This is a genomic window from Ignavibacteriota bacterium, assembly GCA_016708125.1.
In the GTDB taxonomy this organism is placed as follows: domain Bacteria; phylum Bacteroidota; class Ignavibacteria; order Ignavibacteriales; family Melioribacteraceae.
The window spans coordinates 1-14,204 of record JADJGF010000001.1; the positions used below are offsets into that span (position 1 = coordinate 1).

The 14,204-nt window shown below is 27.7% G+C and carries 21 protein-coding genes; 2 read left to right on the forward strand and 19 right to left on the reverse strand.

From position 1 onward, the window contains the following. The 5 genes from IPH62_00005 to IPH62_00025 form a co-directional block, all read right to left on the reverse strand. The coding region (locus tag IPH62_00005) for a linear amide C-N hydrolase (protein ID MBK7103654.1) at positions 1 to 834 on the reverse strand (834 nt) is incomplete at its 3' end. A 259-nt stretch (positions 835 to 1,093) separates the two neighbouring features. Further along, entirely contained in the window at positions 1,094 to 1,681 is a 588-nt protein-coding gene (locus IPH62_00010; GenBank protein ID MBK7103655.1) for a hypothetical protein, read from the reverse strand. Between the two features lie 366 nt (positions 1,682 to 2,047). Continuing rightward, positions 2,048 to 2,563: a hypothetical protein gene (locus tag IPH62_00015; protein ID MBK7103656.1), complete on the reverse strand. Its 516-nt coding sequence runs from the start codon at positions 2,561 to 2,563 to the stop codon at positions 2,048 to 2,050. Positions 2,564 to 2,861: 298 nt separating this feature from the next. Beyond that, positions 2,862 to 3,173, reverse strand: coding sequence for a type II toxin-antitoxin system RelE/ParE family toxin (locus IPH62_00020; GenBank protein ID MBK7103657.1), 312 nt, complete (start codon positions 3,171 to 3,173; stop codon positions 2,862 to 2,864). 2 nt (positions 3,174 to 3,175) lie between these two features. Beyond that, positions 3,176 to 3,460, reverse strand: coding sequence for a type II toxin-antitoxin system Phd/YefM family antitoxin (locus IPH62_00025; protein MBK7103658.1), 285 nt, complete (start codon positions 3,458 to 3,460; stop codon positions 3,176 to 3,178). 365 nt (positions 3,461 to 3,825) lie between these two features. On the opposite strand from IPH62_00025, the gene IPH62_00030 reads away from it, so the two are divergent. Both IPH62_00030 and IPH62_00035 read left to right on the forward strand, forming a co-directional pair. Continuing rightward, positions 3,826 to 4,098: a type II toxin-antitoxin system Phd/YefM family antitoxin gene (locus tag IPH62_00030; protein MBK7103659.1), complete on the forward strand. Its 273-nt coding sequence runs from the start codon at positions 3,826 to 3,828 to the stop codon at positions 4,096 to 4,098. Continuing rightward, on the forward strand, positions 4,085 to 4,393 hold the full coding sequence (locus IPH62_00035) for a type II toxin-antitoxin system RelE/ParE family toxin (protein MBK7103660.1): 309 nt from the start codon (positions 4,085 to 4,087) through the stop codon (positions 4,391 to 4,393). Before IPH62_00030 ends, IPH62_00035 begins: the two co-directional genes overlap by 14 nt. Positions 4,394 to 4,639: 246 nt before the next feature. Here IPH62_00035 and IPH62_00040 read toward each other — a convergent pair whose 3' ends face one another. From IPH62_00040 to IPH62_00105, 14 genes are all read right to left on the reverse strand, one after another. Then, positions 4,640 to 5,356 (reverse strand): caspase family protein, encoded by a 717-nt coding sequence (locus tag IPH62_00040; GenBank protein MBK7103661.1) that lies wholly within the window; start codon positions 5,354 to 5,356, stop codon positions 4,640 to 4,642. Positions 5,357 to 5,366: 10 nt separating this feature from the next. Continuing rightward, complete coding sequence (locus tag IPH62_00045) at positions 5,367 to 5,798, reverse strand: hypothetical protein (protein MBK7103662.1); 432 nt, start codon at positions 5,796 to 5,798, stop codon at positions 5,367 to 5,369. A 1,435-nt stretch (positions 5,799 to 7,233) separates the two neighbouring features. Next, positions 7,234 to 7,512: a BrnA antitoxin family protein gene (locus IPH62_00050; GenBank protein ID MBK7103663.1), complete on the reverse strand. Its 279-nt coding sequence runs from the start codon at positions 7,510 to 7,512 to the stop codon at positions 7,234 to 7,236. After that, positions 7,481 to 7,798: a BrnT family toxin gene (locus tag IPH62_00055; GenBank protein MBK7103664.1), complete on the reverse strand. Its 318-nt coding sequence runs from the start codon at positions 7,796 to 7,798 to the stop codon at positions 7,481 to 7,483. The genes IPH62_00050 and IPH62_00055 overlap by 32 nt, the downstream gene beginning before the upstream one ends. Positions 7,799 to 8,085: 287 nt before the next feature. Continuing rightward, positions 8,086 to 8,565 (reverse strand): hypothetical protein, encoded by a 480-nt coding sequence (locus IPH62_00060; protein MBK7103665.1) that lies wholly within the window; start codon positions 8,563 to 8,565, stop codon positions 8,086 to 8,088. Between the two features lie 339 nt (positions 8,566 to 8,904). After that, positions 8,905 to 9,216, reverse strand: a complete 312-nt coding sequence (locus IPH62_00065) for a type II toxin-antitoxin system RelE/ParE family toxin (protein ID MBK7103666.1) — start codon at positions 9,214 to 9,216, stop codon at positions 8,905 to 8,907. Between the two features lie 2 nt (positions 9,217 to 9,218). After that, positions 9,219 to 9,503, reverse strand: coding sequence for a type II toxin-antitoxin system Phd/YefM family antitoxin (locus tag IPH62_00070; GenBank protein MBK7103667.1), 285 nt, complete (start codon positions 9,501 to 9,503; stop codon positions 9,219 to 9,221). Positions 9,504 to 9,824: 321 nt separating this feature from the next. Further along, positions 9,825 to 10,103 (reverse strand): type II toxin-antitoxin system RelE/ParE family toxin, encoded by a 279-nt coding sequence (locus IPH62_00075; GenBank protein ID MBK7103668.1) that lies wholly within the window; start codon positions 10,101 to 10,103, stop codon positions 9,825 to 9,827. Then, the gene (locus tag IPH62_00080; protein MBK7103669.1) at positions 10,096 to 10,338 is read right to left on the reverse strand and encodes a CopG family transcriptional regulator; all 243 of its coding nucleotides are present in this window, start codon (positions 10,336 to 10,338) and stop codon (positions 10,096 to 10,098) included. The genes IPH62_00075 and IPH62_00080 overlap by 8 nt, the downstream gene beginning before the upstream one ends. Positions 10,339 to 10,654: 316 nt before the next feature. After that, complete coding sequence (locus tag IPH62_00085) at positions 10,655 to 11,374, reverse strand: hypothetical protein (protein ID MBK7103670.1); 720 nt, start codon at positions 11,372 to 11,374, stop codon at positions 10,655 to 10,657. A gap of 236 nt (positions 11,375 to 11,610) precedes the next feature. Then, positions 11,611 to 12,378 carry a hypothetical protein gene (locus IPH62_00090; protein MBK7103671.1) on the reverse strand — a complete coding sequence of 256 codons (768 nt, stop codon included), beginning with the start codon at positions 12,376 to 12,378 and terminating at the stop codon, positions 11,611 to 11,613. Positions 12,379 to 12,625: 247 nt separating this feature from the next. After that, on the reverse strand, positions 12,626 to 13,027 hold the full coding sequence (locus IPH62_00095; GenBank protein MBK7103672.1) for a carboxypeptidase-like regulatory domain-containing protein: 402 nt from the start codon (positions 13,025 to 13,027) through the stop codon (positions 12,626 to 12,628). Positions 13,028 to 13,316: 289 nt separating this feature from the next. Further along, the gene (locus tag IPH62_00100; protein MBK7103673.1) at positions 13,317 to 13,538 is read right to left on the reverse strand and encodes a hypothetical protein; all 222 of its coding nucleotides are present in this window, start codon (positions 13,536 to 13,538) and stop codon (positions 13,317 to 13,319) included. A 189-nt stretch (positions 13,539 to 13,727) separates the two neighbouring features. Continuing rightward, positions 13,728 to 14,156 carry a hypothetical protein gene (locus IPH62_00105; GenBank protein ID MBK7103674.1) on the reverse strand — a complete coding sequence of 143 codons (429 nt, stop codon included), beginning with the start codon at positions 14,154 to 14,156 and terminating at the stop codon, positions 13,728 to 13,730. Positions 14,157 to 14,204 lie beyond the last annotated feature (48 nt).

Here is a 14,204-nt window from a genome sequence, read left to right on the forward strand (position 1 = left end):
GGTTTCTATTATAGTAGGTGTTTCAAAAATCTTAAAATATACTTTCAGATTTTTAATGTCATATACTATACTCCACTTAGTGCTGTAACCTTGTGCAACAGATTTTAGAATATCAAATGAATAAGCAATATCATCACTAACTTTATTACTTGAATAATTCTCAATCATCTTGGAAGCTGTGCAAAAGTTATATAATGACCTATCATAAGTGGTGTTTGCTTTTGTGACAAAAGATGTTATCGATTCCTCATAAGTGCTATTAGCCAACGCTGCCAAGGAAAGCTGCTCTCCAGCTTTTACTACCATTGTGCCGTTCAAAAATTCTATTACTGCAACGTTTCCTAGTCTATCGCAAATGAGAAAATGAAATAACGATATTTTATCAACAATTCTTAAAAACTTATCACTATTAATTACATCTTCAATTGTAGCGCAATTATCGAGTTGATATTGTATCCATTGACAAGCTTGTATTGATTGACGATTATCCTTTGCTGGATACTTTGTTTTTGGTAATGACATATGTTCGACAACCAAACCGACTTCATTCATTCCTCCATATGGAAGGTCTCTCCCTACTTGATTAAATGTTATACTTCCATATTTTGAAATCCACTTAATTGGATTTTCAACTGAATCAACCAAAGCTACTTTTTCAATATTTCTTTGATTAGTAATTAATAGTCCAGTGCCGATATGCCAATCAAGGTTTCTGCCAAATAGAAGACTTCTATCATTTTTTAAAACGAATGTCGTACAAGGATAAACCCAAGAATAATTGAACAGAAGTAGAATACATATAAGAATTAAAAGTAAATTATTTTTCTTTTTCAATTTTAAACTCCGATTTTATTAAGCATATAACGGCGGCGCAAATAACCCGTCCGCCAAAAACTACAATTTTATTTAATAACGAATGATTTATTTAAAGAGCAGTTTTTATTTTTCATCAGCAAAAACTGCGACTCACTTTTCTGAATTGTTCTACACTTTTACAAAAAAACTAAAATTAACTTTCCAACTTTCTGTTTACAAACCAAACCAGTATTGAGCGAAGCGGTCGGGTTGATTTGTTTGTTATATAGCATTTATTTTATTTGTTTTGGTAAATACTATTTTGCCAACCATCACCACCACAATTTTCACATTTTTCTTCATGTTTTAAATATAAAGAAGTTGTATAGTTATGATTTTTCCCAGTTCCATCACAAGAATAACAAGTACTTTCTATATTTTCAATTAACCAATCTATATCAATTTTTGTTAAAGTATACTTTTCCATAATTAATACTTTTTCATGATCCAAACCAGAAGTCATACTATTTGTTTTTACAATAACAATTGCTCTTGAATCACTCTGAATTTCAACATTATCAATTGAATTGTTTTCTGAAAATATTTTCATATTCTTTTTTAAACGATCATTTTCAATGTTTTTTAAAGTATCTGAAGCTTCTTTTATAAAAGTGGAATATAATTTTAAACGATTTTCTAACAAAAATTTTTGCAGAATATTAATTGAACTTGTATCAATCCATGTAGAATATTTTAAATAAGATTTAACAGTTTTATCTGGAGTCGAAGTATCAATTTCTGGATAATTGACAGAATTAATTTCTGAGTTTTCACTCTTGCATGAAAATATTATAATCATAAAAACGATTAGAATTATATTCTTCATATATAATCTCCAAATATGCTATATAACGGCGCACGCTGCTAAGCAGATTGGCTGCTTAATTCTGCTTGAGCAGTTGGTTATCCATAGCCTCTGGCGATGGATAGTTTACAACTGCTGTAAGGTTAGCTAAAGTATCAAAAATTTGAATGCGTAAAGACGTTAATTATTCAGCATCATATAAATTTTACAAAATATATTATTTAAGTGGAAACAAAATAGTGGATATTAAAAAACTTTCAACAAATAAATTTAGGCAAAAAGCATTAAAATTTTTTAGCAGCGTGCGCCGTTATCCACAGGCTCAGACACGGTCAGTTATTTGCCTAATCGTTATCTAAAAACCATAGGAGCAAAGCGATGTTAAATTCAATAGTCAAAAACGTTCCAATCATTTTTTATACGTCGGCTATTGACGTGTGGTTCATACTTATAATTTTGATTTTCAATTATTATCTCATTTTTACATTGGGGACAATAATAAATATGATTAGGGATGTTTCCTTTTTTTTGAATTTGCAAAATAGATTCCTTCGCCTCATTGTTGAAACAATTCGTACAAAGCCAATGAGTAGTTTGGGGAGATTGCACACTTTCCTCAAGGATATAGACAAAAGAACCGAAAGCTATATTATACAATACATATTTCTCCTTTGTGCGATTCCAATTTTTCATCTTCATAATCTTTTGTTCAAGTTTTGTTTTACTTTGAACAATATTGTCATAAGAAGATTGGAAGTCAGACATCTTAGATTGGAGAGTGAGAATGATATTATTTAATTCAACTTTAGCAGAAGAAACTTCGGCATCTGTTTTCAATGCAGAAATATTTTTTATAATGGATAAAGCTCCATTTATGGAGGTAATAAATAAGGTTAAATCCATAATCAAATTCCTATATGATTTTTATATAACATCGCTTTGCTTGCCAATGCGTAACGATAACGGCAGAGGCTGTGGATAACGGCGTGGCAAATAACTTGCCGCCCAATACTAAAATTTTATTTAATAACGAATGATAAATTTACCAAAAGCAGTTTTTAATTTTAATCAGTAAAAACTGCGACTCACTTTTCTGAACATTGTTCCACTTTAACAAAAAACTAAAATAAAACTTCCAAACTTATTTTTTACAATTTCCTCCAAACCAGAACGGCGGTCAAGTTGATTTGTTTGTTATGTGTTAATTACTTTTAATTTGATTAACTAAGTTTTCTTTGTCCAATAATTTATGACCTTCAAACACAGTCAAAATATCAATCGAATTTTTCTTAATTAAATAAACTATTCTATAATTTTTATGTAATATTTCTCTTATTTGACTTATAGATAATTCTGGGACTATTCTTCCTTTTTCTGGAAATTCTATTAAGTCTTCAACAAGTGAAATTAGTTTGTCAGTTAATTTAATTGCAGCATTAGGATTATCTTGAGAAATGAAATCTTCAATTTCTTGAAGATTAAGAAGTGATTCTTTTGTCCAATTAATTTTCATTTTTATTTTATAACTCTGTGTTTTTTCAATTCAGTTCTTAATTGAGAAGTAGATAAAACTTCTCCATTTTCTGAATTTGCTAGTCCTCTTGAAATTGAATCAATAAATAGTTTTGTTTCTCTGAGTTCATCAAATTCTTTTGGTGAAACTAAAACTCCAGCTGGTTTTCCATTTTGCGTAATAATTAAAGAATTTTTACGAATTTGTAGATCCTTTAAATACTTCGCCAAACTAGACTTAAATTGTCCTACTGGAATTATGTCAGTTGAAACTGATATATTTCTCATTTTATGCCTTTCTATTTGCCTAAATTTTAACTCTAATTTAATGCTAAATTACGACTTAAACAATAACATTTTTAACACATAACGGCGGCGCAAATAACCCGCTGCCCAAAACGACAATTTTATTTAATAACGAATGTTTTATTTAAAGAGCAAAGTTTAATTTTTCTTTAGCAAACTTTGCGACTCACTTTTCTAAATTGTACTTTACTTTAACAAAAAACTTAAAATTACTTTCTAACTTTTATTTTGCACAAAACCCAAGCCGGAACGGCGGTCGGGTTGATTTGCTGGTTATATTGCTATTTTTTAATATTGACTTTAGCATAATTATGATATATTTTTGATACATATTTTTTGGAGTAAATATGCCAATAATTAAACCAATTTCTGATTTGCGAAACAAATCAAATGAGATTTCTGAATTAGCTCATAATTCTAACGAACCAATTTACATAACGAAAAATGGTGAAGGTGATTTGGTTGTTATGTCAATAAATCATTATTCAAATATGCAACTTAAACTTAATCTTCTTTCTAAACTTTCTGTAGCCCAAAATCAAAAAGCTAATGGAGATTCTGGAACTTCACTTAAACAAGTTATGATTAATATTCGGAAATCAATTAATGTCGGGAAATAATTACCAAATTAAACTTCTGAAAATTGCAGAAGAAGATTTCACAGAAATTGTTTCTTATATTGCAGTCGATAATTTCAATGCTGCAAATTCACTTGCTGACAAAATTGAAAAGAACTTAGAATTATTATCAGAAAATCCAAACTTAGGAAGAATTCCAAGAGATGAAGAAATTCGAAATCTTGGATATAGATATTTAATTGTTCAAAATTATCTTATTTTTTACACTATTGAAGAAAGAACAATATTAGTACATAGAATTCTACATAGTGCAAGAAATTATAAATCACTTCTTTAATTTCTTAGCAATATAACGGCGTGGCAAATAACCCGTCCGCCCAAAACTACAATTTTATTAAATAACGAATGGTTTATTTTACAAAGCAGTTTTTATTTTGCTTTTAACAAAAACTGCGACTTACTTTTCTAAATTGCACTTCATTTTAACAAAATACTAAAATATACTTTCACACTTTCTGTTTACAAACCAAACCCAATTGAGCGAAGCGGTCGGGTTGATTTGTTTGTTAGGCTACATAATAATTTAAAAATATTTACTTTTACGCAAAGATGGATTAATACTCAAGATTAATTCTTGACTAGACAAACATCTTGGTAGTATTGCATCCGGAGTTTGATTAGGTTGTTCTTTCTTTGTCAAAATTTTTGCCACCTCATGTGCTTTTCCAACTGACATAAAATCTGTATCTATTGATCTTGCTGCTTTAAGTAAATTCTTTGAATAAACTCCACCTTCTGAAGTGTCGTTTGCAGTTTCTCCAACAGAACAAGCATATAGACTTATTTGTTGTTGTATAGCTTCCATTATTCGCTTTTCATATAATTGTCTAATTTCAGAACTAATATGAGCTGACTTATAAAGGACTCTGTCATAACTTTCAGAAAATTCAGTTAATGAATAAGCTCTGCAACAATCATAAATAGTAATTTGGCGTGTTGAAATATTTTTTAATTCAGATTCATAAATAGTTTCATTTTTTTCATTAATTTCTAAAATTGTCTCTCTTTCTTGACCAGCATGCCCACTAAATATTACAATAATAAAATCAAGGTAACTATTTTTAAGATTCTTAATTTCATCTTGTAAATCACTTTTTTTAGGGTTCATTTTAGAAATAATTTCATTTTCATACCAATTCCCACCTATTTCGCTCATAAAAAAAGACTGATAATTTAAAAAGTCCTTTTGAACTCCAGGCAATCCGTTATTATTACCAATAAGTAAAATTTTCTTTTTCATATTTCTCCTTTCATTTTAAATAATAATTTATGAATTCTCTAAACTTTTCATCATAACTATCAATATTTTCATAAGATGTTTCTGGATTCTGCCAATAATCTTTATGAATTCTGATCCAATCTTTAATTGCAATATAATTTTCAATTTTCTTTTTATCGTATTTATAGAATGCCGAAACACGGGATAGAAAATTGAACAATAAAATGCAGTAAGCATCATATCGAAGATATTCTTCCTTATTAGAATTTTTATTAGGAATCCATGTCGTAGTAAAAGTTAAACTTTCTAAGTAAGGATATTGAATTGATATTTTGATTATTGCATCTAGTTGATCATCAATATGTCTTTTCTTATTGTCGTTACTCAATAATAAAGTTACTAAAGCTGAAGTTAAAGCAGATATTAAAGTTGCAATCGCAGCGGATGTAATTGTAAATTCCATGTAACTCTCACATAAATTTGGATAATTAAAGAATTTTATTATAAGAATATATTTTATTATCATTCTTGTAGCCTAACGGCGTGGCAAATAACCCGTCCGCCAAAAACAACAATTTTATTAAATTACGAATGATTTATTATAAAGAGCAGTTTTTAATTTTCATTTACAAAAACTGCGACTTACTTTTCTGAATTGCACTACACTTTAACAAATTACTAAAATGAACTTTCAAACTTTTTATTTACAAACCAAACCAGAATAGAGCGAAGCGGTCGGGTTGATTTGCTTGTTATACACTTTTATACAAATTTTTTGTTTTAACTTTTTTTAGAAAATTTATTTAACAGATTTTTTTTAATCTTTTACGAAATATTAATTTATTTGAAAATTTTAACAGCTCTAAATTTTAAATACATTTTTTGAGTGAAAAACTTGAACAGCAATTTTACGTTTTGAAAAATGTAAAACTTAGAAAAATGTTTAGCAAAAATATTCAAAAGAACGAAAACTAATTTTTAGAAATATTTTACGAATTTATATTTTTGCAAAAAACTAAAATATGATTTTACAAAAGTTTGAAAACATAAAATTTTACAAAACTTTAAAGATAATTTTAAATAATTTTCAAACCGTGTATAACGGCGGCGCAAATAACCCGTCCGCCAAAAACATTTAATTTTATTAATAACGAATTTAGAATTTTACAAAACAATGTTTAACTTTTTTCACAAACATTGTTTTGAAAACTTTATGAATTGTACTTCACTTTAGCATAAAGCTAAAATTGACTTTCAAAATTTCTATTTACAAACCAAACCCAAACGAGCGAAGCGGTCGGGTTGATTTGCGTGTTATACACTTTTATACAAATTTTTTGTTTTAACTTTTTTAGAATATTTATTTAACAGATTTTTCTTAAATCATTTTGAAAACATTTATTTATTGAAATATTTTAACAGTTCTAAATTTTAAATACATTTTTGAATTGAAATACATGAACAGTAATTTTAAGTTTTAGAAAAATGTAAAACTTAGAAAAATGTTTAACAAAAATATTTAAAAGAACGAAAACCTAAATTTTGGAAGAAATAACTTTTTAAATACTTTACAACAAAATTAAAATTTGATTTTACAAAAGTTTGAAAACATAAATTTTTACAAAACCCAAAAGACAATTTTAAACTGATTTTAAGCCGTGTATAACGGCGGCGCAAATAACCCGTCCGCCCATAACAACAATTTTATTAAATATCGATTGATTTATTTTAAAGAGCAGTTTTTAATTTAGTTTTACAAAAAACTGCGACTAACTTTTCTAAATTGCACTTCACTTTTACAAAAAACTAAAATTGACTTCTAAACTTTCTGTTTACAAACCAAACTGGAATTGAGCGAAGCGGTCGGGTTGATTTGTTTGTTATATGGCATTTTTATATTAAGCAGAATTTCTTAATTCAAAATCTATTTTTTCTTTTAAGATTATTTTTATTAAAGATTGATATGGTACATCTCTTTTATTTGCAATTATTTTTAAGTCATTTAATAAAAATTCTGGTAGTCTTAATGAAATTGTTCTTGTGGATGGTTTAAGATTTGGAAAAGATGTCGATTTGGATTTCTCCCAATTAATATATTCTGTAGAGTCATTTTTTGACCAAAACTCTCTTTCTTCTTCTTCTGTTTTAAATTTTGGAATATTTTTTAATTTCTTCATTGTATTTTCTTTTCTCTTTTTTATTCATATCTCTTGCTGAAATTATTCTAATTAAGTTTTTTCTTATTGTAAAAACAGTAAATATTTTTCTATCTGAATCTGTTCTTCCTAAAGCGAACCAACGATTTTCTTTTTCTGAATGATTAACATCATCTGCAACAATTAATGGTTCATTGAAAAATATTTGTTCACATTCAATATGTAAAACTTGATGTTTTAACCAATTTTTCTCAATGTTTCCATTATCCCATTGAAATCCTTCAATATTATCAAAAGTATTTTTCATACAGCTGTATATTATAAAAACATACTTAATTTTGCAATACCAATTTTCTTATTTGCCATATAACGACGTTGCGCTTAACCCGCCGCCCATAACAAGGAAGCCGAGTAAAACACAACTGATAAATATTTAACAGCCGTTGCGTAAATTGCGTCAGCAACGCAAACGGCTGTAAGTTAATTAATTAGAACGAACACTTAGAACAAAATGCTTAACAAAAACCAAACGCCAATAATTACAAATTCGCCGAACTAAAACGGCGGTCGGGTTGAGGCGCTGGTTAGGTGGTTTTATTTTGTACAACAACTATTAATGCTTAGTAAATTTTCAAATGAAGAATCTTGAAATATATGCAAATCATTTTCTGTGCATTTCACACTATCCTCATTTTCATAATTTGTCGCTAACAAAGAATCTATTTTCAACTTAACTAACAATTTGTTTTTATTTTCTATAAATAATGAATCGTTAAATATTAATTCGCCAATGAACTTATCGACTTTTATAGAATCTAAATTATTATTCTTTGGGCTTGAAGTAATTTGCTCAGAGAAAGGAATTAATTCAAAATTATATTTTAAAGAATGCTTACTTATTGAAGTTAATACGAGTTTAGAAAAAATTGAATCGCTTCTGCTAGTAAAATTCAATGAATCAAGGAAATTATTTAATTCAATATCATCCTTTGGAAATCTATTATAGGTTTTATAATAGCAAGATATATTTTCTTCTAAATAATTTAATTTAGAATGGCTTACGAACATCACCATCATTATTCGAGTGTTGTTTTTATAAAGCCCATTAAAAACACCACAACTAAGAAAAATGAATGGAATAAAAAATATTAAAATTAATATTTTTGTTTTTCTTGGATTCATAGCCACCTAACGGCGTGGCAAATAACCCGTCCACCCAACACAACAATTTTATTAAATAACGATTGGTTTATTTTAAAGAGCAAAGTTTAATTTTTATTTAGCAAACTTTGCAACTTACTTTTTTGAATTGCACTTCACTTTTACAAAAAACTAAAATTGAAAACTAAGCTTTCTGTTTACAAACCAAACCAGAATTGAGCGAAGCGGTCAGGTTGATTTGTTGGTTATGTGTTAATTACTTTTAATTTGATTAACTAAGTTTTCTATGTCCAACAATTTATGACCTTCAAACACAGTTAAAACATCAATAGAATTTTTCTTAATTAAATAAACTATTCTATAATTTTTGTGTAATATTTCCCTTATTTGACTTATTGATAATTCTGGAACTATTCTTCCTTTTTCTGGAAATTCTATTAAGTCTTCAACAAGTGAAATTAGTTTGTCAGTCAATTTAATTGCAGCATTAGGATTATCTTGAGAAATGAAATCTTCAATTTCTTGAAAATTGAGCAGAGATTCTTTTGTCCAATAAATTTTCATAATTATTTTGTAAATCTATGTTTTTTCAATTCAGTTCTTATTTGAGAAGTTGTTAAAACTTCTCCATTTTCTGAATCAGCAAGTCCTCTAGAAATTGAATCGATAAATAATTTTGTTTCTCTGAGTTCATCAAACTCTTTTGGCGAAACTAATACTCCAGCTGGTTTTCCATTTTGTGTAATGATTAAAGAATTTTTACGAATTTGTAAATCCTTTAAATACTTTGCTAAACTTGATTTAAATTGTCCAACTGGAATTATGTCACTTGAAACTGATATATTTCTCATTTTACACCTTTCTTTTTGTCTAAATAATATCTCTAATTTAGCTCTATATTACGACTTAAGCAATAAACATTTTTTAACACATAACGGCGTAGCAAATAACCCGACGCCAATAACTACAATTTTAATAAATAACGAATGGTTTATTTTAAAGAGCAGTTTTTATTTTTCCTTGGCAAAAAACTGCGACTCACCTTTCTAAATTGTACTACACTTTAACAATAAATTAAAATGAACTTTCAAACTTATGATTTACAAATTCCCGCCAAATTAGCGGAGCGGTCGGGTTGATTTGCTGGTTATACCTTTAAAGATTTTTAATATTTAGTAAGCATCTTTTCTTTGATCAATCGAAAGTATATATATTATTTTTTCTTCTTCATCAATAACATAAAATAATCTATACTTTCCAATTCTATATCTCCATGTTTCAGGATTGTAATTAACCAACTTTTTAATGTTATTTCCATAATGAGGTTCTTCTTTTAACTGAGGGAATATATATTCGGTTAGTTTTTTCTTAATGAATACTTGATCACTTTTTGTAACTTTTTCAATTTTCTTTATGAATTCATCCGTTTCAAAAATTCTATATTTAATCAACGAATTGTCCCTTTTTTGATTTCATATCTGATAAACCTTTTTTAATACTTTTATTTAATTCAGTATTATTTCTAATTTCTTCCATTTCAAATTCATCGACATAAATATTATGTTCAATAAATCTTTTTACCGCTGTTTCTATAAAATTTGAAATTGGTCTATTATCTCTATCTGCAAGTCTTTTATATTTTTTGTAATTATCGTCACTTAAACGAAGAGTTATTGTTTTAGACATTTAATTTACCTTGAATGATTATCATTTTATTGTATTCTAATGTATTCATATTTATTAATATTTTCAATAAATTTTTTCAAAAAGGTATAACGGCGTGGCAAATAACCCGACGCCCTAAACAACAATTTTATTAAATAACGATTGATTAAATTTTTGAAGCAAAGTTTAACTTTTCTTTAGCAAACTTTGCGACTCACTTTTCTGAAGTGTAATACACTTTAACAAAAAACTTAAATGAACTTTCCAACTTTTTGTTTACAAACCAAACCGGAATTGAGCGAAGCGGTCAGGTTGATTTGCTGGTTAGCTGGTTTTTTTAAAATCTTAAAGTATCTTCTATAAAATCATATGGATCAATTAATTTACTTACAAAGTACTGTTCCAAATTATTACATAAATTGGTCATAATCTTTTTTAACATTCCCATCGGATATAACAAATGTAAAGAAGGTTCATTAATATATGAATGATAAATTGGGAAATCCTTCTCATAACTCATAAATTCCATACCGTAACCAGGTTTTCTTGCTTCATGTACTAAATAATTTCGATATCTATAAAGAATTGAAAAATGTTGATAAAATAATATTGCCTCTTCTTCTTTTTCATTTAAAGCATATGAATTCAGCTCGGAAACTGATAAATCTATTTTAGAAGCTCTTAACCAATTACCTTTGTATTCATTTTTCTCCATCAGAGATTTTAATTCATTAAACAACAACCCATTCAAATTTTTTGTTTTAAGATGATCAAATAGAAATGGAACTGAGACAAGTTCTCCTTCAATCCAATCTGAATATTCAGTTAGTAATCTAACAAATCTTTCTCTATGACGTCTTGCAAATTGAGGATAGTTCTGTTTGTTAAATCTTGCATTTGAAAGGCTATCAATTAAACTAACTAATAAAGTTTGTTTTTCAACATAAAGTTTATCTGAACCTTTAATATTTGTTGTAAGTCCATCAATAACATTAATTTGATTTCTGAAGTAATCAAAAAAATATTTTATTTCAGCTATTTTTTCTTCTTTTGTCATATCCATCCAGCTAACGGCGGCGCAAATAACCCGTCCGCCAAAAACTCAATTTTACTAAATAACGATTGGTTTATTTTACAAAGCAGTTTTTAATTTGTCTGTAGCAATAACTGCGACTCACTTTTCTGAATTGTACTTCACTTTAACAAAAAACTTAAATTTACTTTCAAACTTTTTGTTTACAAACCAAACCCACACGAGCGAAGCGGTCGGGTTGATTTGTTGGTTATGCAATTTTACTTACCAAATGAAATATATAACCCAAATGTGTTTCTATTATTAATTGCTAAATATTGAAAACGAACTCCTATTAACATTTCATAATATTTTATTTTTAAACCTAATCCCGGTGAAAAATAAAAATCACTTTTTGTTGATGTATCAATATATTTAATATCGTAATGATTTGTCGATACTTCATTCCCAACTTGATATGTTCCTTCTCCAATACTTAAAGTTGGTTCAAAAACTAAATTTTTTGTATCTATTCTAATTCCAATTTCTGGTCCCCATAAAAATAAAGTACCATATCCATCCAATGATGAAACATCTTGAATCCCCAAATGATAAATTGATGTTGCTCCAAGTTCAAATATATCTGAAATTAAAATATTTGCTCTGACTCCAAAACCAATAAATCTTTCATAATTAAATCCTTTACCCATCATGAATTCTGCCGACAAATTTTCTAAAAATGTTTCTTTTTTAATTTTTGGAGCTGGTAGAACTATAAATGATTTATTTTCTTGTAACGAGTCATAAACTTCAATTGATGAAATAAAAGATATTTCATTCCAATAAATTTTCTTTTCTCCAATATTTTCATTTTTTAAAATTAAATATTGTTGATTTGTATAAGTAATTTCTCCTTTTAATCTACCTCCATTATTTAATCGAACCAATAATGTGTCAGTTTGATTTGCAAAACAAACTAACGGGAAAAAAATATTTATAAAGAAAAACTTCATTAAATTCATTTTAAAATCGTCCTCGATATTATTCATATTTTTTTTGTTTTTTTAATTGCATAACGGCGTGGCAAATAACCCGACGCCCTAAACAACAATTTTATTAAATAACGATTGATTTATTTTAAAGAGCAAAGTTTAACTTTCTTTAGCAAACTTTGCGTCTTACTTTTCTGAATTGCACTACACTTTTACAAAAAACATGAATTTACTTTCAAACTTCTTATTATGCACAAAACCCAAGCCGGAACGGCGGTCGGGTTGATTTGTTGGTTATACATAATTAATTTTTCTTAATGTACTCATTATAAATATTTTGAATATTTATTATTTTTTTATTGTAAAAAACATATGATATTTCGATTGAATCATATTCTGATAAATCAAAGTTAAGATTAAATTCCCCTTTTAAGTCAGTTGATGTTCCTTCAACATTTTCTTTTCTAGGTGATAAAAGTAAATTTGCTCCAACAACTGCTTCTTTGTTTTTCTGATTTATTAATTTGCCGCTCAATTCTAAAATATTAGTTTCTGAATTATATTTTGTTGAATTAATTAAAAACTCAAAGTTCCCATATTTTGATGGATCTACATTTTCATCAAATGTTATAATATTTTTTTTTGAACAACATGACATACTAATAATTGTAAGAAAAATCCAAATGATAATATTTATTTTTTTCATTATGTATAACGGCGTGGCAAATAACCCGTCCGCCCATAATTGCAATTTTATTTATTAACGAATGATTTATTTTAAAGAGCAGTTTTTATTTTTCTTTTACAAAAACTGCGACTTACTTTTCTGAATTGTACTACACTTTTGCAAAAACCTTAAACTTACTTTTCAACTTTCTGTTTACAAACCAAACCCAAATTAGCGAAGCGGTCGGGTTGATTTGTTTGTTATACCGTTTTTATTAGAATTGTTTAATCATTATAAATTTTTCATTAACAAAGTTACTAAAAGTAGTCTATCTCAAAGTATGTCCACAAAGCGGACAATGTAAATGTCTACTTGCACAAGAATGACAGATATAGTGGCCTTTGGAACAAGACTTACCGCCAGATGTATCTTTATCCTGACCACAATTGTCACAGACACGATGACCCATTTCTACCATAATATTGTTGTTATGAATTTGTAAAGATTCCATTTCAAAAGCTATAAATTCATGAGTATCAATCTTTTTCATAGCACTCCCTTGATTTAATAAATAATTTATAAATTATAGTTATAATTACCTTATTTTTTTTAGCAAAATTAGCATCATTAAATAACCAATATTTGATGTAAATAAAATTAAAATAAAGAAGATTCTTTATTTTCACATTATATTCTTTTAAATAGAACATACTGAAATCAAATTGACTATTTACATCAATTACAAATTCAATCCCTTTCGCGGGTCATTTTCCACACGATACCGACTAACAGCGAGATTTACAGCCTCAGATACACTTATAGCAATTTCTTTTGGGAACATTCGTTTATTGTCAGTACCTTCATCAATGGTTGATCCAGATTTTAGAAAAATAAATACCCAGTATTTATTTTTCACAAAGAATACGAGAATTGGATTACTTAATAACAATAAACCAAGAATACTCCATAAACTAAATGTTGTCACTAACCAGAGGCCAATCACACCAAAAACAACAGCAAGAAAATATTCTTTTGCACCATCAGAATTAGACCAAGAGGCATGTTTAATAGATTCGATATTAGTCACTTCCTCACCATATATTAATCTTTTGTTAGTAACGGTTACCTTATGGGTATCACTATTGAATAATACTTCTTCGTTTGACATATCTACTCCTTTTTTTGTTTACGGTATAACGGCGGCGCAAATAACCCG

Excerpts from the sequence above, each read along its gene's own strand:
- IPH62_00015 (MBK7103656.1), bottom strand. The coding sequence starts at position 2,563 with ATGGATTTAACCTTATTTATTACCTCCATAAATGGAGCTTTATCCATT.
- IPH62_00050 (MBK7103663.1), bottom strand. The coding sequence starts at position 7,512 with ATGAAGAAATTAAAAAATATTCCAAAATTTAAAACAGAAGAAGAAGAA.
- IPH62_00100 (MBK7103673.1), bottom strand. The coding sequence starts at position 13,538 with ATGAAAAAGATTGATACTCATGAATTTATAGCTTTTGAAATGGAATCT.
- IPH62_00060 (MBK7103665.1), bottom strand. The coding sequence starts at position 8,565 with ATGGTGATGTTCGTAAGCCATTCTAAATTAAATTATTTAGAAGAAAAT.
- IPH62_00030 (MBK7103659.1), top strand. The coding sequence starts at position 3,826 with ATGCCAATAATTAAACCAATTTCTGATTTGCGAAACAAATCAAATGAG.
- IPH62_00020 (MBK7103657.1), bottom strand. The coding sequence starts at position 3,173 with ATGAAAATTAATTGGACAAAAGAATCACTTCTTAATCTTCAAGAAATT.
- IPH62_00090 (MBK7103671.1), bottom strand. The coding sequence starts at position 12,378 with ATGAATAATATCGAGGACGATTTTAAAATGAATTTAATGAAGTTTTTC.
- IPH62_00065 (MBK7103666.1), bottom strand. The coding sequence starts at position 9,216 with ATGAAAATTTATTGGACAAAAGAATCTCTGCTCAATTTTCAAGAAATT.
- IPH62_00095 (MBK7103672.1), bottom strand. The coding sequence starts at position 13,027 with ATGAAAAAAATAAATATTATCATTTGGATTTTTCTTACAATTATTAGT.
- IPH62_00035 (MBK7103660.1), top strand. The coding sequence starts at position 4,085 with ATGTCGGGAAATAATTACCAAATTAAACTTCTGAAAATTGCAGAAGAA.
- IPH62_00055 (MBK7103664.1), bottom strand. The coding sequence starts at position 7,798 with ATGAAAAATACTTTTGATAATATTGAAGGATTTCAATGGGATAATGGA.
- IPH62_00010 (MBK7103655.1), bottom strand. The coding sequence starts at position 1,681 with ATGAAGAATATAATTCTAATCGTTTTTATGATTATAATATTTTCATGC.
- IPH62_00085 (MBK7103670.1), bottom strand. The coding sequence starts at position 11,374 with ATGACAAAAGAAGAAAAAATAGCTGAAATAAAATATTTTTTTGATTAC.
- IPH62_00070 (MBK7103667.1), bottom strand. The coding sequence starts at position 9,503 with ATGAGAAATATATCAGTTTCAAGTGACATAATTCCAGTTGGACAATTT.
- IPH62_00080 (MBK7103669.1), bottom strand. The coding sequence starts at position 10,338 with ATGTCTAAAACAATAACTCTTCGTTTAAGTGACGATAATTACAAAAAA.
- IPH62_00045 (MBK7103662.1), bottom strand. The coding sequence starts at position 5,798 with ATGGAATTTACAATTACATCCGCTGCGATTGCAACTTTAATATCTGCT.
- IPH62_00025 (MBK7103658.1), bottom strand. The coding sequence starts at position 3,460 with ATGAGAAATATATCAGTTTCAACTGACATAATTCCAGTAGGACAATTT.
- IPH62_00105 (MBK7103674.1), bottom strand. The coding sequence starts at position 14,156 with ATGTCAAACGAAGAAGTATTATTCAATAGTGATACCCATAAGGTAACC.
- IPH62_00040 (MBK7103661.1), bottom strand. The coding sequence starts at position 5,356 with ATGAAAAAGAAAATTTTACTTATTGGTAATAATAACGGATTGCCTGGA.